At 65.2% G+C, this 25,942-nt stretch carries 19 protein-coding genes; 8 read left to right on the forward strand and 11 right to left on the reverse strand.

Annotated features, from left to right (window positions below; all coding sequences use genetic code 11):
- Positions 1 to 35: 35 nt before the first annotated feature.
- Positions 36 to 227 (forward strand): putative motility protein, encoded by a 192-nt coding sequence (locus tag AC3WMU_RS09520; RefSeq protein WP_006227411.1) that lies wholly within the window; start codon positions 36 to 38, stop codon positions 225 to 227.
- Positions 228 to 339: 112 nt separating this feature from the next.
- Here AC3WMU_RS09520 and lpdA read toward each other — a convergent pair whose 3' ends face one another.
- From lpdA to aceE, 3 genes are read right to left on the reverse strand one after another with little or no spacing between them, the layout of a single operon-like run.
- On the reverse strand, positions 340 to 2,121 hold the full coding sequence (lpdA, locus tag AC3WMU_RS09525) for a dihydrolipoyl dehydrogenase (RefSeq protein ID WP_006227410.1): 1,782 nt from the start codon (positions 2,119 to 2,121) through the stop codon (positions 340 to 342).
- Positions 2,122 to 2,133: 12 nt separating this feature from the next.
- A complete protein-coding gene (aceF, locus tag AC3WMU_RS09530) occupies positions 2,134 to 3,807 on the reverse strand; it encodes a dihydrolipoyllysine-residue acetyltransferase (RefSeq protein ID WP_492282218.1) in 1,674 nt (557 codons plus the stop codon).
- Positions 3,808 to 3,819: 12 nt separating this feature from the next.
- Positions 3,820 to 6,528 (reverse strand): pyruvate dehydrogenase (acetyl-transferring), homodimeric type, encoded by a 2,709-nt coding sequence (gene aceE, locus AC3WMU_RS09535; RefSeq protein ID WP_280028601.1) that lies wholly within the window; start codon positions 6,526 to 6,528, stop codon positions 3,820 to 3,822.
- A 435-nt stretch (positions 6,529 to 6,963) separates the two neighbouring features.
- Between aceE and AC3WMU_RS09540 the strand changes: the two genes are divergently transcribed.
- From AC3WMU_RS09540 to AC3WMU_RS09555, 4 genes are all read left to right on the forward strand, one after another.
- Positions 6,964 to 8,718, forward strand: coding sequence for a PAS domain-containing sensor histidine kinase (locus AC3WMU_RS09540; RefSeq protein ID WP_006227407.1), 1,755 nt, complete (start codon positions 6,964 to 6,966; stop codon positions 8,716 to 8,718).
- Positions 8,715 to 9,341 carry a response regulator transcription factor gene (locus AC3WMU_RS09545; RefSeq protein ID WP_006219003.1) on the forward strand — a complete coding sequence of 209 codons (627 nt, stop codon included), beginning with the start codon at positions 8,715 to 8,717 and terminating at the stop codon, positions 9,339 to 9,341. Before AC3WMU_RS09540 ends, AC3WMU_RS09545 begins: the two co-directional genes overlap by 4 nt.
- The gene (gene folD / locus AC3WMU_RS09550; RefSeq protein ID WP_006227406.1) at positions 9,338 to 10,189 is read left to right on the forward strand and encodes a bifunctional methylenetetrahydrofolate dehydrogenase/methenyltetrahydrofolate cyclohydrolase FolD; all 852 of its coding nucleotides are present in this window, start codon (positions 9,338 to 9,340) and stop codon (positions 10,187 to 10,189) included. Before AC3WMU_RS09545 ends, folD begins: the two co-directional genes overlap by 4 nt.
- 174 nt (positions 10,190 to 10,363) lie before the next feature.
- The gene (locus AC3WMU_RS09555; RefSeq protein ID WP_492282219.1) at positions 10,364 to 12,430 is read left to right on the forward strand and encodes a M3 family metallopeptidase; all 2,067 of its coding nucleotides are present in this window, start codon (positions 10,364 to 10,366) and stop codon (positions 12,428 to 12,430) included.
- Positions 12,431 to 12,472: 42 nt separating this feature from the next.
- Here the strand turns inward: AC3WMU_RS09555 and AC3WMU_RS09560 are convergent, their stop codons facing one another.
- Positions 12,473 to 13,213 (reverse strand): methyltransferase domain-containing protein, encoded by a 741-nt coding sequence (locus tag AC3WMU_RS09560; protein ID WP_006227404.1) that lies wholly within the window; start codon positions 13,211 to 13,213, stop codon positions 12,473 to 12,475.
- Positions 13,214 to 13,497: 284 nt separating this feature from the next.
- Here AC3WMU_RS09560 and AC3WMU_RS09565 point away from each other — a divergent pair, with 284 nt between their 5' ends.
- Both AC3WMU_RS09565 and AC3WMU_RS09570 read left to right on the forward strand, forming a co-directional pair.
- Positions 13,498 to 14,112 (forward strand): SCO family protein, encoded by a 615-nt coding sequence (locus AC3WMU_RS09565; RefSeq protein ID WP_454676709.1) that lies wholly within the window; start codon positions 13,498 to 13,500, stop codon positions 14,110 to 14,112.
- Between the two features lie 136 nt (positions 14,113 to 14,248).
- Positions 14,249 to 14,500 (forward strand): GlsB/YeaQ/YmgE family stress response membrane protein, encoded by a 252-nt coding sequence (locus AC3WMU_RS09570; RefSeq protein WP_006227402.1) that lies wholly within the window; start codon positions 14,249 to 14,251, stop codon positions 14,498 to 14,500.
- Between the two features lie 175 nt (positions 14,501 to 14,675).
- On the opposite strand, the gene adeC is transcribed toward AC3WMU_RS09570, so the two are convergent.
- The 3 genes from adeC to AC3WMU_RS09585 are packed head-to-tail and all read right to left on the reverse strand — an operon-like array spanning position 14,676 to position 20,520.
- Entirely contained in the window at positions 14,676 to 16,151 is a 1,476-nt protein-coding gene (gene adeC, locus AC3WMU_RS09575; protein WP_035214088.1) for an AdeC/AdeK/OprM family multidrug efflux complex outer membrane factor, read from the reverse strand.
- Positions 16,151 to 19,330, reverse strand: a complete 3,180-nt coding sequence (locus AC3WMU_RS09580) for an efflux RND transporter permease subunit (protein ID WP_088588386.1) — start codon at positions 19,328 to 19,330, stop codon at positions 16,151 to 16,153. The genes adeC and AC3WMU_RS09580 overlap by 1 nt, the downstream gene beginning before the upstream one ends.
- 14 nt (positions 19,331 to 19,344) lie before the next feature.
- Positions 19,345 to 20,520, reverse strand: coding sequence for an efflux RND transporter periplasmic adaptor subunit (locus tag AC3WMU_RS09585; RefSeq protein ID WP_280028630.1), 1,176 nt, complete (start codon positions 20,518 to 20,520; stop codon positions 19,345 to 19,347).
- Between the two features lie 285 nt (positions 20,521 to 20,805).
- Here AC3WMU_RS09585 and AC3WMU_RS09590 point away from each other — a divergent pair, with 285 nt between their 5' ends.
- On the forward strand, positions 20,806 to 21,711 hold the full coding sequence (locus AC3WMU_RS09590; protein WP_492282369.1) for a LysR family transcriptional regulator: 906 nt from the start codon (positions 20,806 to 20,808) through the stop codon (positions 21,709 to 21,711).
- An 87-nt stretch (positions 21,712 to 21,798) separates the two neighbouring features.
- Here AC3WMU_RS09590 and AC3WMU_RS09595 read toward each other — a convergent pair whose 3' ends face one another.
- Genes AC3WMU_RS09595 through AC3WMU_RS09610 form a run of 4 tightly spaced genes read right to left on the reverse strand, consistent with a single transcriptional unit; the run spans position 21,799 to position 25,894 of the window.
- A complete protein-coding gene (locus tag AC3WMU_RS09595; protein WP_006227397.1) occupies positions 21,799 to 22,530 on the reverse strand; it encodes a pseudouridine synthase in 732 nt (243 codons plus the stop codon).
- A 37-nt stretch (positions 22,531 to 22,567) separates the two neighbouring features.
- Complete coding sequence (locus AC3WMU_RS09600; RefSeq protein WP_492282220.1) at positions 22,568 to 24,067, reverse strand: M81 family metallopeptidase; 1,500 nt, start codon at positions 24,065 to 24,067, stop codon at positions 22,568 to 22,570.
- 25 nt (positions 24,068 to 24,092) lie between these two features.
- Positions 24,093 to 24,728: an ANTAR domain-containing response regulator gene (locus AC3WMU_RS09605; protein WP_035214086.1), complete on the reverse strand. Its 636-nt coding sequence runs from the start codon at positions 24,726 to 24,728 to the stop codon at positions 24,093 to 24,095.
- A 2-nt stretch (positions 24,729 to 24,730) separates the two neighbouring features.
- Complete coding sequence (locus tag AC3WMU_RS09610) at positions 24,731 to 25,894, reverse strand: transporter substrate-binding domain-containing protein (protein ID WP_088588389.1); 1,164 nt, start codon at positions 25,892 to 25,894, stop codon at positions 24,731 to 24,733.
- Positions 25,895 to 25,942: the final 48 nt, after the last annotated feature.

Raw genomic sequence — 25,942 nt, forward strand, 5'->3', positions numbered from 1 at the left:
GCCCGACCCGTTTTTCGATTAGGACACCGCGACTTATGGACTCCGTCAACAACACCGTCAATACCGCCCTCGCCCTGAAAGACGCGAACGTCGTGCAGGAAGTGCAGGCCCGGCTATTGAAGAAGGTCTTGAATTCGCAAGCCGACACCATCGCGACGCTGATGCAGTCCGTGGCGCCGACGGCCATCGACAGCACGCTGGGCTCGCGCATCAACACGCAGGCCTGACCGCCTGGCGCGCCGACACCGGCCTACGACCCGCACAAAAAAAGCGCCGGCCCCTAGAACAGGGCCGGCGCTTTTGCTTTTACGCGCGGACGGCAATGCCGCCGCGACGTAATTACTTCTTCTTCATCGGCGGCAAGTCGGTGCAGACGCCTTCGGCCACTTCGGCCGCCATGCCCACCGATTCACCCAGCGTGGGGTGCGGGTGGATGGTCTTGGCGATGTCGACGACGTCGGCGCCCATTTCCACGGCCAGGGCCAGTTCGCTGATCAGGTCGCCAGCGTGGGTGCCCACGATGCTGCCGCCCAGGATGCGATGCGTTTCCGCGTCGAAAATCAGCTTGGTGAAGCCCTCGTCGCGGCCGTTGGCGATGGCGCGGCCGGAAGCCGCCCACGGGAACACGCCCTTCTCGATCTTGATGCCTTGCTTCTTGGCTTCGTCTTCGGTCAGGCCGACCCATGCCACTTCCGGATCGGTGTACGCCACCGACGGAATGACGCGCGCGTCGAAGAAAGACTTCTGGCCGGCCGCGGCTTCCGCCGCCACGTGGCCTTCATGCACCGCCTTGTGCGCCAGCATCGGCTGGCCGACGATGTCGCCAATGGCGTAGATGTGCGGCACATTGGTGCGCATCTGGCGATCGACCTCGATGAATCCGCGGTCGGTCACGGCGATGCCGGCGCGGTCGGCGCCGATCTTCTTGCCGTTCGGGCTGCGGCCAACGGCCTGCAGCACCAGGTCGTAGCGTTGCGGCTCTTTGGGTGCGCCCTCGCCTTCGAAGGTAACGTAGATGCCGTCCTTCTTGGCTTCCGCGCCCACGGTCTTGGTCTTCAACATGATGTTGTCGAAGCGGTAGGCGTTCTTCTTCTGCCATACCTTGACCAGGTCGCGGTCGGCGCCCTGCATCAGGCCGTCCAGCATTTCCACGACGTCCAGGCGAGCGCCCAGGGTCGAGTACACCGTGCCCATTTCCAGGCCGATGATGCCACCGCCGATGATCAGCATCTTCTTGGGCACTTCACGCAGCAGCAAGGCGCCGGTGGAGTCGACGACGCGGTCGTCGGCGGGCATGAACGGCAGCTTCACCGACTGGCTGCCGGCGGCGATGATGGCTTGCTTGAAGCGCAGCGTCTGGCTCTTGCCGTCGGCCGCCTTCACGGTCAGGTGGTTGGCATCGGCGAATTCGCCCACGCCGTGCACCACGGTGACCTTGCGCGCCTTCGCCATGCCGGCCAGACCGCCGGTCAGCTTGGCAACCACGCTGTCCTTGTAGCCGCGCAGCTTGTCCAGGTCGATCTTGGGCTCGCCGAAGCTGATGCCATGGGCAGCCAGCTCGCGGGCTTCATCGATGACCGCGGCGTTGTGCAGCAACGCCTTGGACGGAATGCAGCCCACGTTCAGGCAGACGCCGCCCAGCGTTTCGTAGCGTTCGACCAGCACCACGGACAGGCCGAGGTCGGCAGCGCGGAAGGCGGCGGAATAGCCGCCAGGCCCCGCGCCCAGCACCAGCATGTCGTATTCGCCGTCAGCCGAACCCTTGAAGGTGGCTGCCGCGGGTGCGGCGGCCTTGGCGGCCGGCGCCGGTGCGGCAGCGGCTTGCTTGGGGGCCTCGGCAGCCTTGGGCGCTTCCTTGGCGGGCGCCGCGGCAGATTCGCCGCCCGCTTCCACTTCCAGCACGACCGCGCCCTCAGCGACCTTGTCGCCGACCTTCACCGCGATGGACTTCACCACGCCGCCTTGCGACGCGGGGATTTCCATCGAGGCCTTGTCGGATTCGACGGTGATCAGGCTTTGTTCGGCCTTGATCGTGTCGCCCACGGCGACCAGCACTTCGATGACTTCCACTTCCTTGAAGTCGCCGATGTCCGGCACTTTGATTTGAACGGTATTGCTCATAGGGCTCCCCGTTTACAGCGCGATGCGGCGGAAATCGGCCAGCAAGGCGCCCAGATAGGCGTTGAAGCGGGCAGCGGACGCGCCGTCGATGACGCGGTGGTCGTACGACAGCGACAGCGGCACGATCAGGCGCGGCACGAACTGCTTGCCGTCCCAGACGGGCTTGTGCGACGAACGCGACACGCCCAGGATGGCCACTTCAGGCGCGTTGATGATCGGCGTGAACGAGGTGCCGCCGATGCCGCCCAAGGACGAGATCGAGAAGCAGCCGCCCTGCATTTCAGCAGGCGAGATCTTGCCGTCGCGGGCCTTCTTGGACAGTTCGGTCATTTCCTGCGCGATCTGCAGGATGCCCTTCTTGTCGGCGTCGCGGATCACCGGCACCACCAGCCCGTTGGGCGTATCGGCAGCGAAACCGATGTGGTAGTACTGCTTGAGCACCAGGTTGTCGCCATCCAGCGACGCGTTGAACTCGGGGAATTTCTTCAGGGCCGCAACCACGGCCTTGATCAGGAAGGCAAGCATCGTGACCTTCACGCCCGACTTCTCGTTTTCCTTGTTCAGCGTGACGCGCAGCGCTTCCAGGTCGGTGATGTCCGCTTCGTCGTTGTTGGTGACGTGCGGGATCATGACCCAGTTGCGGTGCAGGTTCGCGCCGGAAATCTTCTTGATGCGCGACAACGGCTTGGCTTCGATCGGGCCGAACTTGGTGAAGTCGACCTTCGGCCACGGCAGCAGGCCAAGGGCCGCGCCATCGCCCGAACCGCTTGCGGCGGCAACCGGACCGGCGGCCAGCGCCTGTTTGACGAAACCGCGCACGTCTTCAGCGGTGATGCGTTCCTTCGGACCCGAACCCTTGACCTTGCTCAGGTTCACGCCCAGTTCGCGGGCGAACTTGCGCACCGACGGCGAAGCGTGCGGCAGTTGGCCGGGCTTGAGGTTGGGATCTTCCAGCGCGGCGGCGGGAGCCGGGCGCGACGCCGGCGCAGCAGCAGCCGGGGCCTCGGCCTTGGCTTCTGCCTTGGCCGCCGGCGCAGCAGCCGCAGCGTCGGTCTTGGCGGCCGGAGCCGCCGCGGCGGCAGCGCCTTCCACCACGACCACGACCGAGCCCTTGGCGACCTTGTCGCCGACCTTGACCTTCACTTCCTTGACCACGCCGCCTTGCGAAGCCGGGATCTCCATCGAGGCCTTGTCGGACTCGACGGTGATCAGGCTTTGCTCGGCCTTGATCGTGTCGCCGACCGCGACCATGACTTCGATGACTTCCACTTCCTTGAAGTCGCCGATGTCAGGCACTTCGATCTCGATCGGGCCGCTGGCGGCAGCCGGCGCGGCGGCTTCGGCACGGGCGGCGGGCGCGGCAGCGGCGGCTTGCTTCGGCGCTTCCTTGGCCTCGGCCTTGGGCGCTCCCTTGGCGTCCGCCTTGGGCGCCTCGGCAGCGGCGTCAGCCGCTTCCACTTCCAGCACGACCGCGCCTTCGGCGACCTTGTCACCGACCTTCACGGTAATGGACTTCACCACGCCGCCTTGCGACGCGGGGATCTCCATCGAGGCCTTGTCGGATTCGACGGTGATCAGGCTCTGTTCGGCCTTGATCGTGTCGCCCACCGCCACCAGCACTTCAATGACTTCCACTTCCTTGAAGTCGCCGATGTCGGGAACCTTGATTTGCACGATGTTGCTCATGTCTCTTTACCCTCAGGCGTATTGCGGGTTGGCTTTGTTCGGATTGATGCCGTACTTCTTGATGGCTTCGGCCACCTTGGCAACCGGCACCTTGCCCTCGTCGGCCAACGCGCGCAGTGCGGCGACGACGACGAAGTGGCGGTCCACTTCGAAGTGCTCGCGCAGCTTCGAGCGGAAATCCGAGCGACCGAAACCATCGGTGCCCAGCACCTTGTATTCGCGGCCCTTGGGCACGAACGGACGGATCTGGTCGGCGAAGAGCTTCATATAGTCGGTCGACGCGATGATCGGGCCTTCCGTCTTGGCCAGCTGTTCCGTGACGTAGGCGACTTGCGGCTTCTTCTCGTCGGGATGCAGCATGTTGTGGCGTTCGGCGTCCAGGCCGTTGCGGCGCAGTTCGGTGAAGCTGGTGACGCTCCACAGATCCGAGGCCACGCCCCAGTCGGCTTCCAGCAGCTCTTGCGCAGCCATGACTTCGCGCAGGATCGTGCCCGAACCCATCAGTTGCACGCGGTTCTTGCCCTTGCCGTGCGACTTCAGCTTGTACATGCCCTTGATGATGCCTTCCTCGTCGCCCTGGGTCAGACCGGGTTGCGGGTAGTTTTCGTTCATCACCGTCAGGTAGTAATAGACGTTTTCCTGGTCTTCCACCATGCGCTTCAAGCCATGCTGGATGATCACGGCCAACTCATGGCCGAACGTCGGGTCGTAGGACACGCAGTTCGGGATGGTGGACGCCAGGATGTGGCTATGGCCGTCTTCGTGCTGCAGGCCTTCGCCGTTCAGCGTCGTGCGGCCGGCGGTGCCGCCCAGGAGGAAGCCGCGCGCCTGCATGTCGCCCGCTGCCCAAGCCAGGTCGCCGATGCGCTGGAACCCGAACATCGAGTAGTAGATGAAGAACGGGATCATGATGCGGTTGTTCGAGGAGTACGACGTGGCCGCCGCAATCCACGAGCTCATCGCGCCCGCTTCGTTGATGCCCTCCTGCAGAAGCTGGCCGTCGGCCGCTTCCTTGTAGTACATCACCTGGTCCTTATCGACCGGGGTGTACTTCTGGCCTTCCGGCGCATAGATGCCGATCTGGCGGAACAGGCCTTCCATACCGAAGGTGCGCGATTCGTCGGCCAGGATCGGCACGACGCGCGGGCCCAGTTCCTTGTCACGCAGCACCTGGTTCAGGATGCGCACAAAGGCTTGGGTGGTCGAGATCTCGCGGCCTTCGGCGGTGGGCTCGAGCACGGCCTTAAAGGCATCCAGCGCGGGCGCCTTGAGTTGCTCGTCAGCGCGGGCGCGACGGCGCGGCAGGTAGCCGCCCAGCTCGGCGCGGCGCTCGTGCAGGTACTTCATTTCCGGCGAATCTTCGGCCGGCTTGAAGTACGGCAGGTCGGCCAGTTGGTCGTCGGGAATCGGGATGCCGAAACGGTCGCGGAATTCGCGGATCGATTCCAGTTCCAGCTTCTTTTGCTGGTGGGTCGGGTTTTTGGCCTGGCCCACGTGGCCCATGCCGTAACCCTTGATGGTCTTGGCCAGGATGACGGTGGGTTGACCGGTGTGACTGGTCGCGGCGTCGAACGCGGCGTACACCTTGTGGGGGTCATGACCGCCACGGTTCAGGCGCCAGATGTCCTCGTCGCTCATGCGCGACACGGCTTCCAGCAGCTTCGGGTGCTTGCCGAAGAAGTGTTCGCGGACGAACTTGCCGTCGTTGGCCTTGTACGCCTGGTACTCGCCGTCCACGGTGTCTTCCATGATCTTGCGCAGGATGCCTTCCTTGTCGTGCGCAAGCAGCGGATCCCAGTAGCCGCCCCAGATCAGCTTGATCACGTTCCAGCCCGAACCGCGGAAGTCGCCTTCCAGTTCCTGGATGATCTTGCCGTTGCCGCGCACCGGACCGTCCAGACGCTGCAGGTTGCAGTTCACCACGAAGATCAGGTTGTCGAGCTTTTCACGGGCCGCCAGGGCGATGGCGCCCAGCGATTCGGGTTCGTCCATTTCGCCGTCGCCGCAGAACACCCAGACCTTGCGGTTACTGGTGTCGGCGATGCCGCGGGCGTGCAGGTACTTCAGGAAGCGGGCCTGGTAAATGGCCATCAGCGGGCCCAGGCCCATCGACACCGTCGGGAACTGCCAGAAATCCGGCATCAGCTTCGGGTGGGGATAGGACGACAGGCCCTTGCCGTCCACTTCCTGGCGGAAGTGGTTCAGCTGGTCTTCGGTCAGGCGGCCTTCAAGGTAGGCGCGGCCGTACATGCCGGGCGAGGTGTGGCCCTGGAAGTAGACCAGGTCGCCGCCGTGGTTTTCGTCTTCAGCGTGCCAGAAATGGTTCTGGCCGCAACCGATCATGGTGGCCAGCGAGGCGAACGACGCGATGTGGCCGCCCAGGTCGCCGCCGTCCGGCGGATTGTGCTTGTTGGCCTTGACGACCATGGCCATGGCGTTCCAGCGCACGTACGAACGGATGCGCGATTCCAGCTCCAGGTTGCCCGGATGCGCGGGCTCGAGGCCCGGGGGAATCGTGTTGACGTAAGCGGTATTCGGCGAGAACGGGATGTGGGCGCCGGAGCGACGGGCTTCGTCGATCAGGCGTTCCAGCAGGTAGTGCGCGCGCTGCGGCCCTTCGCGATCAAGGACTGCCGCCAGGGCTTCGAGCCACTCCTGGGTTTCAAGGGTGTCTTCGTCGTTGGCAGCCTGCGGGGCGCCAGCCTGGGCGAAAGAGGACATCGTGTGTCTCCTGTTGGGGTTCGTTCGTGACCACACCCGCTTATCTACTCGCGGACTCTGCATGGTAGCCGGGATCATCCGGGCTACCATGTCAGGCATGGGTCGGGGTGTTTTTCTAGAGACCTGCTTTGGGTCGGTTCCCTATCAGCCGGCATTCTAAGAAAGAAGATTAACCGCTCGCAAGGAAAATTTCATGTTGCGGTACGGCATTTCATAATGCGAAATGTTGACCACAAGCTGAATGTATCCTGACTGCAAGCCGATTTTCGCGCCTCGGCCGCGCCAAGGCAAAATATGCCCGCCCGCGGCACCAAAAGCGCCCAACGAGCGCCGTGTGGGGGTAATTTTTATGCCTTACACCAAAAGCCGGGGTTGATTCCCGGCAATTCCATGCCAACCCGCACTAAAATGCGCGGTCTATCTGGCCCGAATTCCATGTCCAGCGCGCCCAAGTCCAATATACCTACGCCGTTCCACGATCACGCCCGCACCCGCCGCCGCGGCGTGTATTGGGTCACGCCCGCCATGGTGCTGATCCTGTACATCTGTGTGATGGGGGTGTTCTTCTGGCTGCAACGCATCCATGACGACAGCGTCATGTTTGTGACGATCGACCAGGAAATGCGTCAGCAACGCCTGATCTGGGTGGTGCTGGCCCTGTCCTGCGTGATCGTCATCAGCCTGCTGATGCTGTGGCGCTATACCCGCTTCCGTTCCTCCGCAGAGGCCGCGCTGATCGCCGAAACGGGCTTTCGCCGCGCCATGGAGAACTCCATGTCCACCGGCATGCGCGTGCTCGACATGGAAGGCCGCATCGCCTACGTGAACCCGGCGTTCTGCCGCATGATCGGCTGGAACGAGGCCGACCTGATCGGCCGCAGCCCGCCCTTCCCCTACTGGGTGCCCGGCCGCCACGAACAGCACCAGCACACGCTGGACGTGCTGATGTCGGGCAAGACGCCCAGCAGCGGCCTGGAAGTCGAAGCGCAGCGCCGCGACGGTTCGCGCTTCACCGCCCGCATGTATGTGTCCCCGCTGCTGGACCCCAACGGCAACCAGATCGGCTGGATGACGTCCATGACGGACATCACCGAACCCAAGCGCATCCGCGAGGCGCTCACCGCCGCGCACGAGCGCTTCATGACGGTGCTGGAAGGCCTGGACGACGCCATTTCGGTGACGGCCGACACCCATGACGGCCTGGAACTGCTGTTCGCCAACCGCACCTACCGCCGCGTGTTCGGCGCGCAGACGGGCGGCCACGACGAATTGCTGGCCGGCCGCCGCGGCCGCTTCACCGACGAATCGGTGGAAGTGTTCGCGCCCTCCGTGCAGCGCTGGTTTGAAGTGCACCACCGCATGCTGGCCTGGACCGACGGCCGCCGCGTGCGCATGCAGGTTGCGCGCGACATCACCGAGCGCCGCGGCCACGAAGAGGCGTCCCGCGTGCAGCAAGAAAAGATCCAGCTGACCAGCCGCCTGACGACGATGGGCGAAATGGCCTCGTCGCTGGCGCACGAATTGAACCAGCCGCTGACCGCCATCGCGAACTACAGCATGGGCGCCGTCGCCCTGGTCAAGGCAGGCCACACCAGCCCCAACATGCTGCTGCCGGCGCTGGAAAAAGCCGCCTCCCAGGCCGAGCGCGCCGGCAAGATCATCAGCCGCATCCGCGAATTCGTGAAGCGCAGCGAACCGCGCCGCCAGCGCGTGGCCATCGGCCGCATTGTCGACAATGCCATCGGTTTTGCCGAAATCGACGCCCGCAAGCGCCGCATCCGCATCGACAGCTTCGTGCCCTCGAACGCCCCGGACGTGCTGGCCGACCCGATCCTGATCGAGCAGGTGCTGCTGAACCTGCTGAAGAACGGGCTGGAAGCCATGGAAAAGAGCGAGTCCGACGAGCTCAAGGTGGCGGTCATCCTGCACGATCAGCACATCGAAGTCGCCGTGGTGGACCGCGGCCATGGCCTGGCCGAGCCCGAGCGCCTGTTCGAACCTTTCTTCAGCACCAAATCCCAGGGCCTGGGCATGGGGCTGAATATCTGCCGTACCATTATCGAATCGCACCACGGCCGCCTGTGGGCGGACCCCAACCCCGCCGGCGGTACTATTTTCCGCTTTACCCTGCCCTGCGCTGCGTCCCAGACGCAGGCCCAGAATGATCAGTCCGAGGAGTTGCACGCATGAACACGCCCCACCTGTCGAGCACGGTATTTATTGTTGACGACGACGAAGCGGTCCGCGATTCGTTGCGCTGGCTGCTGGAAGCCAATGGCTACCGCGTTCGCGCCTATGCCAGCGGCGAATCCTTCCTGGAAGACTACGACGCCAGCCAGATCGGCGTGCTGATCGCCGACGTGCGCATGCCGGGCATGAGCGGCCTGGAACTCCAGGAACAACTGATCGCCCGCAACGCGCCGCTGCCCATCGTGTTCATCACCGGCCACGGCGACGTGCCCATGGCTGTGTCCACGATGAAGAAAGGCGCGGTCGACTTCCTGGAAAAGCCCTTCAACGAGTCCGACCTGCGCGAGATCGTCGCGCGCATGCTGGAACAGGCCACGCAACGCGTCAGCAAGCATCAGGCCCAGAAGGATCACGAAGCCATGCTGGCGCGCCTGACCGCGCGCGAGCAGCAGGTGCTGGAGCGCATTGTCGCCGGCCGCTTGAACAAGCAGATCGCCGACGACCTGGGCATCAGCATCAAGACCGTCGAGGCGCATCGCGCCAACATTATGGAAAAACTGGAAGTGACTACCGTTGCTGATTTGATGAAAGTGGCCTTGGCCAAACCCGAGGCCCACGCATGACCGCTAGGATTATCGATGGCGCAGCACTGTCGCTGCGTATTCGCGAAGAAGTCGCCCAGCGCGTCGCGGCCCTGGCCGCCAAGGGCACCCGCCCCGGCCTGGCCGTGGTGCTGGTGGGTGCGGATCCCGCGTCTCAGGTGTACGTGCGCAACAAGGTTGCCGCCTGCGAGAAGGCCGGCCTGCATTCCGTCAAGGAACAGTACCCCGCCGAGATGACCGAGGCCGAACTGCTGGCCCGCATCGCCGTCCTGAACCAGGACCCGACGATCCACGGCATCCTGGTGCAATTGCCCCTGCCCAAGCACATGGATTCGCACAAGGTCATCGAAGCCATCGCGGCCGAGAAGGACGTGGACGGGTTCCATATCAGCAACGCCGGCCTGCTCATGACCGGCCAGCCGCTGTTCCGCCCCTGCACGCCGTACGGCGTGATGAAGATGCTGGAATCGGAAGGCGTGACGCTGCGCGGCGCTGAAGCCGTGATCGTCGGCGCCAGCAACATCGTCGGCAAGCCGATGGCCATGCTGCTGTTGCAAGCCGGCGCCACCATCACGATCTGCAATTCCAAGACGCGCGACCTGGCGGCCCAGACCCGCCGCGCCGACGTCCTGGTGGTTGCCACGGGCAAGCCCGGCATGATCGACGGCTCCATGATCAAGCCCGGCGCGGTCGTCATCGACGTGGGCATCAACCGCGGCGACGACGGCAAGCTGTGCGGCGACGTGGACTTCGCTTCCGCCCGCGAAGTGGCCGGTGCCATCACCCCCGTCCCCGGCGGCGTGGGCCCCATGACCATCGCCATGCTGCTGGTCAATACGGTTGAAGCCGCGGAACGGGCTGCCGCCTGATCCCCGCCGGGCAGTCCGGGCGGCTCCCGCCCGGACGCTCCCCTGCCGCCCCCTTGGGGCGCCCTTGCGCCCTTGCATTCGGGCGGATCGCCCTTACCTGATCCCTATGACCTCCGTCGGCGCCCGGGTGCATGCCCCTCGCGCCGCCCCGCTATTGCTCACGCCGGTAACACCATGACCCAGAACCCCCTGCTCGCTCCCGTCTCCGACCTGGTCGACTATGCGGCCGTCAAGCCCGGGCATATCGTGCCCGCCATCGAGGAACTGCTGGGCATCGCCCGCCAGGCCGTCGACCACGCCGCTGATGCCGGGCTGGCGCCCACCTGGGAAGCCGTGGTGGAACCACTGGACACCGCCTCCGAGCGCCTGTGGCGCGCCTGGTCGGTGGCGGGCCACCTGAACGCCGTCGTCAACACGCCGGAGCTGCGCGAAGCCTATAACGCCGCCCTGCCGCTGATCACCGAGTTCTCGACCTGGGTCGGCCTGCACGAAGGCCTGTATCAGCAATACCAGCGCCTGGCCGCCGCCCCCGATTTCGCGTCGTGGTCGCCGGTGCGCCGCCGCATCGTCGAGATGGCGCTGCGCGACTTCCGCTTGAGCGGCGTCGAACTGCAGGGCGCCGACCGCGACCGCTATGCCCAGATCTCTGACCGCGAAGCGCAGGCCTCGCAGAAGTTCTCGGAAAACGTGTTGGATTCCATCGACGCCTGGTCGCTGCTGGTCGAAGACGAAGCCCGTCTGGCCGGCATCCCGGCCGATGTCCTGTCCGCGGCCCGCGCCGCCGCCGAGGAAGACGGCAAGCCGGGTTGGAAGCTGACGCTGAAGATGCCGTGCTACCTGCCCGTCATGCAGTACGCGCAAGACCGCTCGCTGCGTGAAGCGCTGTACCGCGGCTATGGCACCGTGGCGTCCGAACATGGCGACGGCCAGTTCGACAATTCTCCGCTGATAGAAGAACTGCTGTCGCTGCGCGCCGAAGAATCCGGCCTGCTGGGCCTGGGCACTTTCGCCGCGCTGCGCCTGCAGACCCGCATGGCCCGCGACGCCCGCGAAGTGACCGTCTTCCTGCGCGACCTGGCCGCCCGCGCCAAGCCTTACGCCCAACGCGACCTGGCCGAACTGACCGCCTACGCCACCGGCGAACTGGGCCTGGACGGGCTGCAGCCCTGGGACGTAGCCTTCGCCTCGGAGCGCCTGCGCGAATCGCGCTACGCCTATTCCGAAGACGAGGTGAAGCAGTACTTCACCGAGCCGCGCGTGCTGGCAGGCCTGTACGAAGTCATCGAAAAACTGTTCGACGTGCGCCTGACGGAAACGCCGGTGTCCACCTGGCACAGCGATGCCCGCGGCGTGCGCGTGGAAAGCCCCACGGGCGACCTGATCGGCTACCTGTACCTGGACCTGTATGCGCGCTCCGGCAAGCAAAGCGGCGCCTGGGTCGACAGCGAGCGCACGCGCCGCGTCGTGGCTGGCCGCGTGCAGACGCCGGTGGTCTACCTGACCTGCAATTTCTCGCGCCCCAATGGCGACCGCGCCGCCGTGCTGACGCATGACGACGTCATCACCCTGTTCCACGAAACCGGCCACGCCTTGCACGCACTGCTGTCCGAAGTGGACGAACCGGGCGCCGCGGCCTTCGCCAGCGTGGAATGGGACGCCATCGAACTGCCGTCGCAGTTCATGGAGAACTTCTGCTGGGAATGGGCGGTGGTGCAAAAGCTGTCGGCCCATGTGGACACGGGCGAAGCCCTGCCGCGCGCGCTCTACGACCGCCTGGTGGCTGCCCGCAACTACCAGAGCGGCATGCAGACCGTGCGCCAGATCGAGTTCGCCTTGTTCGACATGCTGATGCACGACCGCGCGAAGGGCGCCACCATCGCCGAAGTGCTGGCGCTGCTGCAGGAAGTGCGCCAGGAAGTCGCGGTGCTGTTCCCGCCGGCATGGCATCGCTTGCCGCACGCCTTCTCGCACCTGTTCGCAGGCGGCTACGGCGCGGGCTACTACAGCTACAAGTGGGCGGAAGTGTTGTCCGCCGATGCGTACGAAGCTTTCGAGGAAGCGGCAGCCAAGCAGGCCGGCAACGCCCTGGGCACGCTGGACCCGGAAACCGGCGCGCGCTTCCGCCGCGAAGTGCTGGCAGTGGGCGGCTCGCGTCCGGCAGCGGAATCGTTTGCGGCCTTCCGCGGCCGCGCGCCGCGCATCGACGCCCTGCTGCGCCATAGCGGCATGAGCGGCAACTGAAGCCCGCGTCTTTCCCTGAAACGGCCCGCCGCGTGCGGGCCGTTATTTTTCGTCCGCCGGCTTGCGCGCCGATACGACCAGCCAGCGTCCGTGCACCGACTGCCTGGACGCCGCCTGCTTCCAGAAATCGCGGATTGCCTCGGTCTCCGCGCGCTTGATCCGCTGCCGGTAGTACAACTGCGACGGCACGGCCAGCAAGTGCTCGATCCTCCGCTTGGGCTTGACCTCGTCGACCTCGTGCAGCGTGATGTCCACGAAACCATAGTGCGACAGCAGCAGATGCAGTTGCGGAAAACTCCAAGGGAAATACGTGATGTAGTCCGCACCGCGCTGGCGGCCCACCATGGGGCGGAAGCCCGAATGGAACCCGCGTATCAGGAACTGAAAGCGCGAGCGCAGATTCCAGGTGTTCGGCGTGGTGAGGATCAACGTGCCGCCAGGACGCAGCGCACGGTGCAGGCTCTGGACCAGCACGCCCGGATTGGTCAGCAAGTGGATGGCCTCGCAGCAGACGGCTGCGTCGTACTCCTGGGCGACAGCCAGCGGCGTTTCCAGGTCGTGTTCGGTCACGGAACGGTAGCCCGCGCTTGCCGGCGGAAACTCCCACAGCCCCACGCCGTCCAGCACCACCTGCCGGCCACTGGCGCCCGGCAGCGTGTCGCCCAGCCAGCCCAGCCCGCAAGGCGCGTCCAGCACCCGATCGGCGACCCGGCTGCGCAGGATGTCCACCACCACCGGGTAATACGGATAGTACGGATAACGAAGGGCGGTGCCCACGGCCATGTCCACGTTCGAAGCTTCCCTGAAACACTGCACTGACAAGGCCCTGAATGTAGTGCGCCGGTATGGCCCGGCGGGGCGAATTTGCAAGTTCTCCAACAATATTCAGACAAAGCTTCACAAGTCGGCCTGTGCCCTTTCTCGCACCAGAAGTTTGCGCCAGGACAAGAAGCGTGCTGGCTGCACGACATCAGCGGTCTGGGGCGCGCCGCCCTGCCCGGGGCTTGCGGGTAGAATCGACAGGTTTGCCGGGCTTTCCCCTTCCAACCCTTTCGGCCCCTGGACTTATGCGACACTTCATTACCGGCCGCGCCTGGCGTGGCTTGCTGCTGGCCTTGTGCGTATTGCTTGCCGCGTGCGGCGACCGGAATGTCGACTGGACGCTCTACAACGTGAAGGGCCACCTGCCCGACCTGAAATTCTCGCTGCCCGGCGCGGGCGGCAAGACGGTCAGCAGCGACGACCTCAAGGGCAAGACGGTGCTGCTATTCTTCGGCTACGCCAGTTGCCCGGATATCTGCCCCACCACCATGGCGCAATTAACCGCCGTGCTGCAGAACCTGGGCGACAAGGCCCGCGACGTGCGCATCCTGTTCGTCAGCGTGGACCCGCACCGCGACACGCCCGACATCCTGCAGGCCTACGTCAACGCGTTCAACAACAACGCCATTGGTGTGACCGGCGACGAAAAACAGATCGCCGACCTGGCCCGCCGCTACCGCGTCGCCTACCAGATCGAAAAGCCCCGGCCCGGCGACGACGCCGACATGTATGAAGTGACGCACAGCCGCGGCGTGTACATTTTCGACAACGAAGGCCGCGCACGCCTGCTGGCCTCGGACACCGACAGCATCGACGCCCTGACCAAGGATGTGCGCCAACTGATCGACCTGACCTCCTGACCCAAGGGGGGCTGCAACAATGCGCCGCAACATGTTGCGGGCGTGCGCCACATACCAGTTGTTACAGCGGGGCGATTCGGAGCGTGAGTATCATCAGTGCACATTGCCCCTTTTCCCCCTAGTAAGGAGTACGCGCATGAGCTTCATCATCATGATCATCGTCGGGTTCATCGTGGGCCTGATCGCCCGGGCCATCATGCCCGGAGACCAGAACATGGGCATCATCATGACCACCATCCTGGGTATCGTGGGCGCTGTCGTCGCCGGTTTCCTGGGCCAGACGATGGGCTGGTACGCGGAAGGCGAACCCGCCGGCTGGATCGCATCGGTCGTGGGCGCCATCATCGTGCTGTTCGTGGTTGGCATGATCGCCAAGAAGCGAACCTGACGTTCCGCTAGGCAAACATCAAAGAAAACGGGCCGATCGAAAGATCGGCCCGTTTTTTCTTGGCTATCCGGCGGTGGGTTCTTGGCCGGATCGGCCATTGCGCCATCGCCGTTTGATGGGTTGCGCGCGCTGGGCAAGCGAGTGCTTCGCCAAGGGCTCTCGCGCTTCACCCATCCTACGAACCCGTGGCCGGCGTAGCTTGCGCGGTGGCCGTACGCTCGGTCCAGCCGCCGCCCAGCACCTTGTACAAGGTCACCAGGTTCGACAGACGGGCAAGGCGCGTGTCCACCAGCGCCTGCTGCGCGCTGTAGAGCGAACGCTGCGAATCCAGCACGCTCAGGTAGTCGTCGATGCCTTGGCGGAAACGCTGGTCGGACACGTCGTAGGCGCGCTGGTTGGCGTCCACCAGCAGGCGTTGCGCCTGAATCTGGTCGTCCAGCGTGCCGCGGCCGGCCAGGGCGTCCGCCACTTCGCGAAAGCCCGTCTGGATGGACTTTTCGTACTGCGCGACCTGGATGTTCTTCTGTACCTTCGCCAAGTCCAGGCCGGCCAGCAGCGAGCCGCCCGCGAAGATCGGCACGGTGATCTGGGGCACGAAGCTCCAGGCGCCCGAACCGCCTTCGAACAGGCCGCCCAGGCTGGCGCTGGCGGTGCCCGCCTGGCCGGTCAGGCTGATGGTCGGGAAGAACGCCGCACGTGCCGCGCCGATATTGGCGTTCGCACCCTTTAACTGGTGCTCGGCGGCGCGGATGTCCGGGCGACGAGCCAGGAGGTCCGACGGCAGGCCGGCCGGCAAGGTGGTCGGCAGCATGCCGTCGTCCAGCTTGGTGGCCTGCTCCAGCGCCGCCGAGATCTCGGGCGACATGGGCTGGCCCACCAGCAACGTCAGCGCATTGCGGTCCTGCGCGGCCTGGCGCGTGTATTGCGACAGGTTGCGCTGGGCGGTGCGCAGCGACACTTCGGCCTGGCTCAGGTCCAGCGCGGTGGACAGACCCTGGTCATAACTTTGCTGGGTGAGCTTGAAGGAATCCTCCTGGCTCTTCAACGTGTCGCGCGTCAGGCTCAACAGTTCCTGGTCGGCGCGCAACGTCAGATAGGCATTGGCCACCTCGGCGATCAGCGTCAGCTGGGTTGCCGTGCGGGTTTCATCCAAGGCCAGATACGATTCCAGCGCCTTGTCGCTCAGGCTGCGGATGCGGCCGAACAGATCCAGCTCCCAGGCGGACATGGCGGCGCCTACCTGGTAGCTGTGGCTGGTCGTGGCGCGGCCGCTGGGCGACAGGTCCGCCGGCGTGCGTTGCGCCGACTCCTGGCCGGCGACGCCCACGCTGGGCATCAGATCGGCACGCTGGATGCGGTACTGCGCCCGCGCCGCTTCCACGTTCAGGGCCGCCACGCGCAAGTCGCGGTTGTTCGCCAGCGACAGCTCGATCAGCTGTTGCAGGAGCGGGTCGCCGAAGAAGTCGCGCCAGCCGATATCGGCCGTGGACATCCCTTGCGCCGCTTGCGAACCGTCCGCCTTATAGGCCGGGCCGGTGGGATAGGCGGCGTCGACCGGCGCGTCCGGCCGCTCGTACGTCGGGGCCAGCGAGCAGCCCGCCAGGGCCGCCGCCAGGGAAACAGACAATAAGGTTCTCATCTGAAGTTTCATTACGGTTGTCCTTCGGCGGACACTTCCTGCGGGCCGTTGGCGCTGGTGTCGTGCTTGTCGCGGTTTTCGCTCATGCGCTTGACCTTGAACATGCGCAGCATGATCACGAAGAACGCGGGGACAAAGAAAATGGCCAGGAACGTACCGGTCAGCATGCCGCCGATCACGCCCGTGCCGATCGCGTTCTGGCTGCCGGAGCCGGCGCCCGACGAGATCGCCAGCGGCGTCACGCCCAGGATGAATGCCAGGGACGTCATCAGGATCGGACGCAGGCGCTGGCGGGCGGCGTGAATGGCCGATTCCGTCAGGCTGGCCCCAGCCTCGAAGTGCTCTTTGGCGAACTCCACAATCAGGATGGCGTTTTTGGCCGCCAGCCCCACTGTGGTGAGCAGCCCCACCTGGAAGTACACGTCGTTGGACAAGCCCCGCATCAAGGTCGCCAACAGCACGCCGATGATCCCCAACGGCACCACCAGCATGACCGCGGTCGGGATAGACCAGCTTTCATACAGCGCCGCCAGGCACAGGAACACCACGATCAGCGAAATCGCGTACAGCGCCGGTGCTTGCGAACCCGAGAGGCGTTCTTCGAAGGACAGGCCCGTCCATTCGAAGCCCACACCCACGGGCAGCTTGGCCGCCAACCGTTCCATCTCGTCCATGGCCGCGCCCGAACTGTAGCCCGGCGCCGCCTGGCCCTGGATGTTGTAGGACGGCACGCCGTTATAGCGGTTCAGCTTCTGCGGGCCGAAGCTCCACGTCGCTTTCGAGAACGCCGAGAACGGCACCATATCACCCGCGTTGTTGCGCACGTACCATTTGTTCAGGTCTTCCGGCAGCATGCGCGACGACGCCTCGCCCTGCGCGAACACCTTCTTCACGCGGCCGCGGTCGATGAAGTCGTTGACATACGACGACCCCCAGGCGGTGGCAAGCGTGCTGTTGATGTCCGACACGGCCACGCCAAGCGCGCGCGCCTTCTCGCGGTCGATGTCCAGCTGGTACTGCGGCGCATCTTCGATGCCGTTGGGGCGCACGCCGATCAACACCGGGCTTTTCGCGGCCTCGCCCAGCAGCTGGTTGCGCGCGGCAAGCAGCTTTTCATGGCCCACGCCGGCGCGGTCCATCAGCTGGAAGTCGAAGCCCGTCACGTTGCCCAGTTCCATCACGGACGGCGGCGGCACCACGAACAATTGCGCACGGCGCTCGGTCTTCGCGAAATGCGCATTGGCGCGCGCCGCCACGGCACCGGCCTTCAGCTTCGCGTCGCCGCGTTCTTCCCAGTCGCGCAGCTTGATGAACAGGATGGACGCGTTCTGGCCGCGGCCGCCGAAGTTGAAGCCGTTGACCGCGAACACCGAGGTCACGGCGTCCTTTTCTTCGGTCAGCAGATACTTCGTGGCGTCGTCGATGACGGCCTTGGTGGCTTCCGCGGTGGCGCCGGCCGGCGTCTGGATCTGGGCAAACAGAATGCCCTGGTCTTCAGCCGGCAGGAACGCCGTCGGGATGCGCGTGAACAGCCAGCCCATGGCGATGACAAGCGCCAGGTACACCACCATCAGGCGCTTGGTGCGGTTCAGGCCGCGCGCCACGCTGTTGGCATAGCCGTTGCTGCTGCGTTCGAACGTGCGGTTGAACCAGCCGAAAAAGCCCTTCTTCGTGCCGTGATGGCCTTTCGGGATGGGTTTGAGCAAGGTCGCGCACAAGGCCGGCGTGAAGACGATGGCCACCAGCACCGACAGCACCATCGAGGACACGATGGTGATCGAGAACTGGCGGTAGATCACACCCGTGGAGCCGCCGAAGAACGCCATCGGGATGAACACGGCGGCCAGCACCATGGCAATGCCGATCAGCGCGCCTGTGATCTGGCCCATGGACTTGCGAGTGGCCTGCTTGGGTGTCAGCCCCTCTTCGGCCATCACCCGCTCGACGTTCTCGACCACCACGATGGCGTCGTCCACCAGCAGGCCGATGGCCAGCACCATGCCGAACATCGTCAAGGTGTTGATGGAATAGCCGAACGCGGCCAGCACGCCGAACGTGCCCAGCAGCACCACCGGCACGGCCAGCGTGGGGATGATGGTGGCGCGGAAGTTCTGCAGGAACAGGTACATCACCAGGAAGACCAGGATGATGGCTTCCACCAGCGTCTTGAACACTTCATGGATCGACAGGCTGACGAACGGCGTCGTGTCGTACGGATAGACGACGTCCATGCCCGGCGGGAAATACGGCTTCAGGTTGTTGATGGTGTCGCGCACCGCCTGCGCCGTATCCAGCGCGTTGGCGCCCGGCGCCAGCTTGATTGCCAGGCCCGAGGCGGGCTTGCCGTTGTAGAAGCTGTCGATGGCGTAGGTCTGGCCGCCGAGTTCGATGCGCGAGACATCGCCCAGGCGCACTTGCGAACCGTCGGCATTGACCTTCAGAAGGATGCGGCCGAAGTCTTCAGCCTTCTCCAGGCGCGACGGCCCGATGATGGTGGCATTCAACTGCTGCCCGCGCACGGACGGCAGGCCACCCAGCTGGCCGGACGACACCTGCACGTTCTGTTCCTTGATCGCCGCCACCACGTCGACCGTGGTCAACCCGTAGTTGACGAGCTTGGCGGGATCCAGCCAGATGCGCATTGCGTACTGCGAGCCGAACAGCTGGAAGTCGCCCACGCCCTGCGTGCGGCTGATCGGATCCTGGACGTAGGAGGCGACGTAGTCGGCCAGGTCGTCCTTGGTCATCGTGCCGTCGGTGGACACGAAGCCCGCCACGATCAGGAAGTTCTTCGTGGCCTTGGTGACGCGGATGCCCTGCTGCTGCACTTCCTGCGGCAAGAGCGGCTGCGCCAGCGCCAGTTTGTTCTGCACCTGCACCTGCGCCGTGTCCGGGTTGGTGCCCTGCTTGAAGGTCAGCGTGATGGACATGCTGCCGTCGGAGTTGCTTTCCGACGAGATGTACTGCAAGCCGTCCAGCCCGTTCATCTGCTGTTCGATCACCTGCACCACGGTGTCCTGCACCGTCTGCGCGGACGCGCCCGGGTAGGTCACCGCGATGCCGATGGCCGGCGGCGCGATGTTGGGGTATTGGGAGACCGGCAATTGCAGGATGGACAGCGCGCCGGCCATCATCAGCACGATCGCGATCACCCAGGCGAAAACCGGCCTATCGATAAAAAACTTTGCCATGCATGGCTCCCTGATTACTGCTTGGCCGGCGCGGCGTTCGCCGCCTGCGGCTGCTGCGCGTTGGCACCGGCTTCGGTGGCGACGACTTCGACGCCCGGCCGCACCATTTGCAGACCTTCCACGATGACCTTGTCGCCGGCGGCCAGGCCGTCGGTAACCAGCCACTTGTCGCCAATGGCGCGGTCGGTCTTCAATTCACGCAATTCGACTTGGTTCTTGGCATTGACCACCAGCGCCGTCGGCAGGCCGCGCTGGTTGCGCGTCACGCCGCGTTGCGGAACCAGTAGGCCGTCGGCGGCCACGCCGTCAGCCAGGCGGGCGCGCACGAACATGCCCGGCAGCAGGCGGCGGTCCGGGTTCGGGAACACCGCGCGCAGCGTGATCGAGCCCGTGCCCTGGTCCACCGTCACTTCCGAGAACTGGAGCTTGCCGGTCTGCTTGTATTGCGAACCGTCTTCCAGCGTCAGCGTCACCAGCGCAGCCTGTTCGCCATCGGCCTTCTTCAGCTGGCCGCTGGCCAGCGCGTCTTGCAAACGCAGCAGCTGGACGCTGGACTGGGTCACGTCGACATAGATCGGGTCAATTTGCTGCACTGCAGCCAACGCACCGGTCTGGTTGGCCGTAACGAGCGCACCTTCGGTCACGGACGACCGGCCGATGATGCCGTCGATCGGTGACAACACCTTGGTGTAGACCAGGTTGATGCGCGCCGTGTCCAGCGCGGCCTTGGCCGACATCACGTCGGCGGCGGCCTGGTCACGCGAGGCGACGGCGTTGTCATAGGTCTGCTGGCTGACGGCGCGCGTGGCCACCAGCGGCTTGTAACGTTCGGCCAGCAAGGCGGCGGTCTTCTGCTGCGCCTGGGCGCGGGCAAGCGCCGCCTTCTGGCTGTCGACGCTGGCCTGGTAGAGCGCGGGGTCGATCTGATAGAGCTGTTCGCCCGCCTTGACCTCGCCGCCCTCGGTGAACAGGCGCTTCTGGACAATGCCGTTGACCTGGGGCCGGACTTCGGCAACGCGGAATGCGGACGTGCGGCCCGGCAATTCGGTGGTCAGGGAAACGGGCTGCGTGGTCAGGGTCACGACCGAGACTTGCGGCTTGCCCGCCTGCGGCGCGTCTTGCTTCTTGCCGCAAGCGGCCAAGGTGAGAGCCGATGCCGTCAGCGTGACAACCGCCGCGCTGCGCCACATAGCGCTTTTCTTATTCATAGATTGCATTCCCGAATTCTGACAAAAAAGTTATGCCCCCACGCCATGCTCGCTTTCGCGGCTAGGGCGGGTCGTGCGCATCGACTGGGTGGATTCGCGTTGAATACGCAAGGTGGGCTTTATCGCATTGCTGCATTGCAGAACACGCATTCTGCGTTATCCCGCCCTGGAAACAAAGGGGCACATTAAGAAAACATCATTCCATTTATGGGACAATTCCAAGACCCTCGCATGTGACAGAATCTCGCCATGAAACGCTTACAAGGCATGGAACTCTTCGTAGAAGTGGCCAAGACGCACAGTTTTAGCCGCGCGGCGGCGACGCTGGGTGTCCCCAAGTCGACCTTGTCTCGCCAGGTGGCCGAACTGGAACGATCCGTTGGCCTGCGGCTGCTCAGCCGCACGACGCGCAAGGTAGAGTTGACCGACGCCGGACGGCTGTACTTCGAGCGCTGCCAGCGCATCGTGGCCGAAGCGCAGATCGCCCACGAAGAACTGCAGAAACTCGTCGATACGCCAACCGGACCGCTGCGGGTGAACATGCCTGCGGATTTCGGCACGGACTTCCTGGCTGAATCGTTCATGGAGTTCTCCCGCCGCTATCCCGACGTCACGTTTTTCCTGGATCTGGCCAATCCGGACCACGCGTCCCGCGTGTTCCAGACCTGCGACATCTCCATCGAAATCGGCGACCTGCCCGACTCGACGCAAATCGCAAGGCTGCTGGGCATGCTGCCGGCCCACCTCTATGCCTCGCACGACTACCTGGACAAGCACGGCGAACCCCGGCACCCCAGTGACTTGACCCGCCACGAGTGCATCGAGTTCCGCGCCGAAGGCGCTGGCCGCGTGACCCGCTGGCCGTTGTCCAACGGCGACCAGCACATCGAATTCACCCCGGGCAACCGGTTTTCGGTCAATGGCGTGGCCATGGCGCGCCGGCTGGCCATGCTGGGCGCGGGCATCGCGGTGCTGGTCGGCGGCCAGACGGCAGAACAGCAGTCCGGCCAGTTACGGCGGGTGCTGCCGGATTGGCAACTGGGGCCCTTCCCTGTCTACGCGGTCACCGAAACCCGGCTCCTGCCCGCCAAGACCCGGATCTTCATCGAATTCCTGATCGAGCGCCTGGGCAGCGACGGGCAAGCGAAGGATACCCCCGCTTTCATGACTTAGCGGGGTCGCGGAAACAGATTGAAAAATCTGCCGCCATTCATAGGGTCTGCAAGCCGGAATCGCCGCAGCGTTAAGAATAAATAGGGGTCAAAACCCTTCGTCGTCGCGCAGATAACGCCATTGGCCCAGGGGCAGATCCCCCAGCGACACGCGGCCGATGCGCACGCGCTTCAAGCCCACGACCTTCAGGCCCACCAGTTCGCACATGCGGCGGATCTGGCGCTTCTTTCCCTCGCGCAGCACAAACCGCAGCTGGTCGTGGTTCTGCCAGCGCACATGGGCGGGCTTGAGCGCGCGGCCGTCCAGCGACAGGCCGTGATTCAGGAGTTCGAGCCCGCGGTCCGTCAGGTCGCCCTGCACACGCACCAGGTATTCCTTGTCGACGCTGGAATCTTCGCCGATCAGGTGCTTGGCGATGCGGCCGTCTTGCGTCAGCACCAGCAGGCCTTGGGAATCGATGTCCAGCCGGCCGGCTACGGCCAGCCCGTCCAGATGGGCGCGTTCGAAACGCTGCGGCGACCGGTCGCCCGCAAAGCGCGAGCGCGAGTCGATCAGCGCCACGGCGGGCGTGTAGCCCTTTTCGGCCTGGCCGGACACATACCCCACCGGCTTGTTGATCAGAATCGTGACGCGCGAGGTCTGGCGCGCCTGCGCGGCGCGCTCCAGCGTGATCACCTGGTCGGGATAGGCCCGGGCGCCCAGTTCGGACACTACGGCGCCGTCTACGCGGACCCAGCCGCGTTCGATATAGCTGTCGGCCTCGCGGCGCGAGCAGAGTCCGCGCTCGGACATGAGCTTGGAGATGCGTACTTTTTCCATGGCCGGTATTGTATGCGGACGCCAACCGGCCTGCCGCTCAAGCCGCCGGATCGTAGTCGGACGGCGCCATGGGTTCCAGCGGATAGAGCGGACGGCGCCGGCGCTCGTAGGGAAAGAGCGAGAAGTCCGAACTGGTGACGCCCGGGCTACCGCATTCCACCAGCGCCTGCGAGATCGGTTCGAAGACCGGGCGGCAGTACATCCGGGACTTCACCAGGACGAAGCGGGCCTGGCGAGGGTCCAGCCCCATGCTTTCGAACACGCCCAGATCCCAGGGTTCGTGCGTGCGCTCCGTGATCACCAATTTGGCGGCGCCGATGTCCAGCACCGCGCTACGTCCCATGCAGGCGGTCTGGCCGGTATACGTCGGCCCCGTGATGACGTACTGGCCGTCCGTCACCGCCCCGACCACGCCCCGCAGCCGTACCGGCGCCGCAGGGCGGCCGATCGCCGGGATGGGCCGCTTGTTGCCCACCAGGATCTCGACCCGCGCGCCCTCACCCGCCGTCGTCAGCGCCGCCACCGCCTCGGGGTCGCAATACAGGCCGGCGACGATGCCCGTCAGCCCGGCGTCGACCGCGGCCATCAGGACCTCCATGGTGTCGCACGTGCCCCCGGACATGCAGTTGTCGCCATGGTCCAGCAACAGCACCGGCTTGCTGGCGCCGCCCGCCAGTTCGGCGGCCCGGGCCAGGGAATCGGCCAGGGGTTCGCTGTCGTAGAAGAAGCCGTCACGCGCCGCCCAGATGCCCTGCGCCATCTCGGTAGCCGCCTGCTCGGCCTGCGCCTGTTCGCCCGCGCCCACCACCACGACGCTCAGGCATGGCGCGGGAATGTCGGCCAGGGCGAACCCGGCCAGCACCGACACGCCCAGCATGCCGGCCGCCTCGGCACGCCGGGCCGCCTCTACGGCATCGCGCATGGCGCCTTCGGCCGTGGCGCTGCGCAACGTGTGGGTCATCAACGGCAGGCGGCGCCACGCCATCACCGGGCGCGGCCCGCCGTTGAGCCAGCCGAATAGGATGCGTCCCGCGTGTTCGCCGGTCTCGTACATGTCCACGTGGGGATAGGTCTTGAAGCTTACGATCACGTCGGCGTTGGCCATCATCTTGGGCGTAACGTTGCCATGCAGGTCCAGCGCCACCGCGATCGGCACGTCGGGCGTCTGCTGGCGCAGGCGCTCCAGCAGGTCGCCTTCGCCGTCATCGGTGCTTTCGACCGCCATGGCGCCGTGCAGATCCAGCAGGATCGCGCCGCACCCTCGCGCGCCGGCCACGATCGCATCGCAAAGCGTGCGATAGGCGGCCGCATCCACCCGGCCGCTGGGATAGGCGGTGGCCGATACCGGCGTGACCAGCGACGCCCCGTTCGCCTCCGCGAGGTCGATGAAAGCGGACATAGCCGTGCGTTTGCCCTTGTTGTCCTCGTAGGCCTGCGCGCCAAAAGCGGGGCCGTCGTTGCCGAACGCGGCCAGCGGCGTGGGCACGGGCGAGAACGTATTGGTCTCGTGGTTCAGGCGGGCGATCATGACTTTCATTGTTTTCCTCTTTGCTGGCCGGCACTTAGCCGTTTTGCCCCGGCCCCGGGCGCGAGCCGCCCAGGCCAAGCTTTTCCATGGCCTCGCTGGCCTCGATGATCATGGCGGCGACTTCCGCCACGCTGACACGCAACCCGGTGGCGCGGGTCCGCATGTGTTCATAGGCCGCGCGCTCGTCCAGCCGCTGATGGTCCATCAGCACGCGGATCGCCTTTTCAATGACGCGCCGCGCCTTGATGGTGTTTTCCAACTTGTCGATCTTGACCTGCTGCCGGCTTTGGAACTGCTTGGCCGAGCGCGCCAGCACCAGCGTGCTCAAGATGCCGGCCGAGCGGAACGGCCGCGTCAGCACGCCGTGCGCGTTGGTCTTCAGCAATTGCTTGAGCGTCGTGGGGGTTTCGTATTCGGACAGCGCGATCAAGGTGGCCTCGACTTCGCTGGCCGACCAGGCGGAGCTGTTCTGCACGCACTGCGACACCTGGAAGAAAATCACGTCCGCACCGGCGGGCGCGGCGTCCGGAAATGGCCAATGCAAATGGATGCGGCAACCGATGCGCTTGAGTTGCTCGACCAGCACGTCGCGGTCTTCGCCGGGCGGGTACACCACCGCGACGGCCACACTGCGCAGGTCCTCATAGAGGCGGCGTAGGCTATGGTCCATGCTCATTTCAACCAGAATTCGTCCAGACCGAACGCCGTCAGATAGGGGTCCGGCTTCACCGGCTGGTCGCTCTCCCAGACGATGTCGAACCGCCCATCCGCCCGGCATACGCCGATGCGCGGCGTCAGTACGCAATGGTTGTTTTCCGCCAGGATGGACATCTGCCCGTCCGGCGCGTCGAACTGGACCTGATGCACCGCCCGCACGAGCTTGCGCGTGTCCATGCTGCCCACCCGCTGCAGGGCGCGCGCGAACAGGTGCACCTGGCTGTAGCAAGTTTCGGCATAGACGCTGGCCGGATGTTCGCCGAAGCGCTCGCGCCAGCGCGCCAGGAAATGCTGGTTGGCGGGCGTATCGACAGTATTGAAATAGGTGGCGGCGGTGATGTGGCCCACGCAACGTTGCGGGCCGATCTCAGCAACCTCGGACTCCGCCATGGTCAGGCTGGCGATGGGAATGTGGGCCGTCTGCGCCCCCGCCTGCTGGCAGGCCTCGTGGTAGCGCTGGTAGAAGCGCTGCGCGTCCGCGCCGATGAGCGTGGAGAAGACCACATCGGGCTGGATGCGGCGGATGTCCGCCACGACGTCGATGATGTCGCTTTCGTCGCAGCCCAAGGGCAGATAGGTTTCGTCCAGGATCTCGCCGCCGTGCTCCTCCACGGTCTCGCGCATGATGCGGTTGGTTTCGCGTGGATAGATATAGTCCGCCCCCACCAGGAAAATGCGCGATCCGCAGTTCTGGATGAGGTAGGCGGCCAGTTGCATGCTGCCCTGATTGGGCGCCGCGCCGGTGTAGATGACGTTGGGCGAATACTCGAAGCCCTCGTACACCGAGCCGTACCACAGCAAGGAATTGGTGCGCTCCACCACCGGCAGCATCGCCTTGCGGCAATGCGAGGTGCAGCCGCCGAAGATGACGCTGACTTCGTCGTCCAGCAGCAGGCGGGCCGCCAGGCGCCGGTATTCCTCGGCATCGCTGCGCGGGTCGTAGACCACGGGTTCCAGCGGCCGGCCCAGCACGCCGCCCAAGGCGTTGATCTCTTCCACGGCCAGCACCGTCCCGAAGAAATGCTGCGACTCGGTCGTGCCCGTCACGCCGCTGCGCGAATAGAGCACGCCGATGCGCCAGCCGGGCCGTTCTGCGTCCTTGTCCTGGAGCGAGGTCATGATGACGTCCTTACGCGTGAATCCAGCGTGCCGGCCAGGGAGGAAACC

The sequence above is a fragment of the Achromobacter sp. FW305-C-13 genome, from assembly GCF_058783475.1.

Coding starts and splice junctions, on each gene's coding strand:
- AC3WMU_RS09520 (WP_006227411.1), top strand. CDS start 36: ATGGACTCCGTCAACAACACCGTCAATACCGCCCTCGCCCTGAAAGAC.
- lpdA (WP_006227410.1), bottom strand. CDS start 2,121: ATGAGCAATACCGTTCAAATCAAAGTGCCGGACATCGGCGACTTCAAG.
- aceF (WP_492282218.1), bottom strand. CDS start 3,807: ATGAGCAACATCGTGCAAATCAAGGTTCCCGACATCGGCGACTTCAAG.
- aceE (WP_280028601.1), bottom strand. CDS start 6,528: ATGTCCTCTTTCGCCCAGGCTGGCGCCCCGCAGGCTGCCAACGACGAA.
- AC3WMU_RS09540 (WP_006227407.1), top strand. CDS start 6,964: ATGTCCAGCGCGCCCAAGTCCAATATACCTACGCCGTTCCACGATCAC.
- AC3WMU_RS09545 (WP_006219003.1), top strand. CDS start 8,715: ATGAACACGCCCCACCTGTCGAGCACGGTATTTATTGTTGACGACGAC.
- folD (WP_006227406.1), top strand. CDS start 9,338: ATGACCGCTAGGATTATCGATGGCGCAGCACTGTCGCTGCGTATTCGC.
- AC3WMU_RS09555 (WP_492282219.1), top strand. CDS start 10,364: ATGACCCAGAACCCCCTGCTCGCTCCCGTCTCCGACCTGGTCGACTAT.
- AC3WMU_RS09560 (WP_006227404.1), bottom strand. CDS start 13,213: ATGGCCGTGGGCACCGCCCTTCGTTATCCGTACTATCCGTATTACCCG.
- AC3WMU_RS09565 (WP_454676709.1), top strand. CDS start 13,498: ATGCGACACTTCATTACCGGCCGCGCCTGGCGTGGCTTGCTGCTGGCC.
- AC3WMU_RS09570 (WP_006227402.1), top strand. CDS start 14,249: ATGAGCTTCATCATCATGATCATCGTCGGGTTCATCGTGGGCCTGATC.
- adeC (WP_035214088.1), bottom strand. CDS start 16,151: ATGAAACTTCAGATGAGAACCTTATTGTCTGTTTCCCTGGCGGCGGCC.
- AC3WMU_RS09580 (WP_088588386.1), bottom strand. CDS start 19,330: ATGGCAAAGTTTTTTATCGATAGGCCGGTTTTCGCCTGGGTGATCGCG.
- AC3WMU_RS09585 (WP_280028630.1), bottom strand. CDS start 20,520: ATGTGGCGCAGCGCGGCGGTTGTCACGCTGACGGCATCGGCTCTCACC.
- AC3WMU_RS09590 (WP_492282369.1), top strand. CDS start 20,806: ATGGAACTCTTCGTAGAAGTGGCCAAGACGCACAGTTTTAGCCGCGCG.
- AC3WMU_RS09595 (WP_006227397.1), bottom strand. CDS start 22,530: ATGGAAAAAGTACGCATCTCCAAGCTCATGTCCGAGCGCGGACTCTGC.
- AC3WMU_RS09600 (WP_492282220.1), bottom strand. CDS start 24,067: ATGAAAGTCATGATCGCCCGCCTGAACCACGAGACCAATACGTTCTCG.
- AC3WMU_RS09605 (WP_035214086.1), bottom strand. CDS start 24,728: ATGGACCATAGCCTACGCCGCCTCTATGAGGACCTGCGCAGTGTGGCC.
- AC3WMU_RS09610 (WP_088588389.1), bottom strand. CDS start 25,894: ATGACCTCGCTCCAGGACAAGGACGCAGAACGGCCCGGCTGGCGCATC.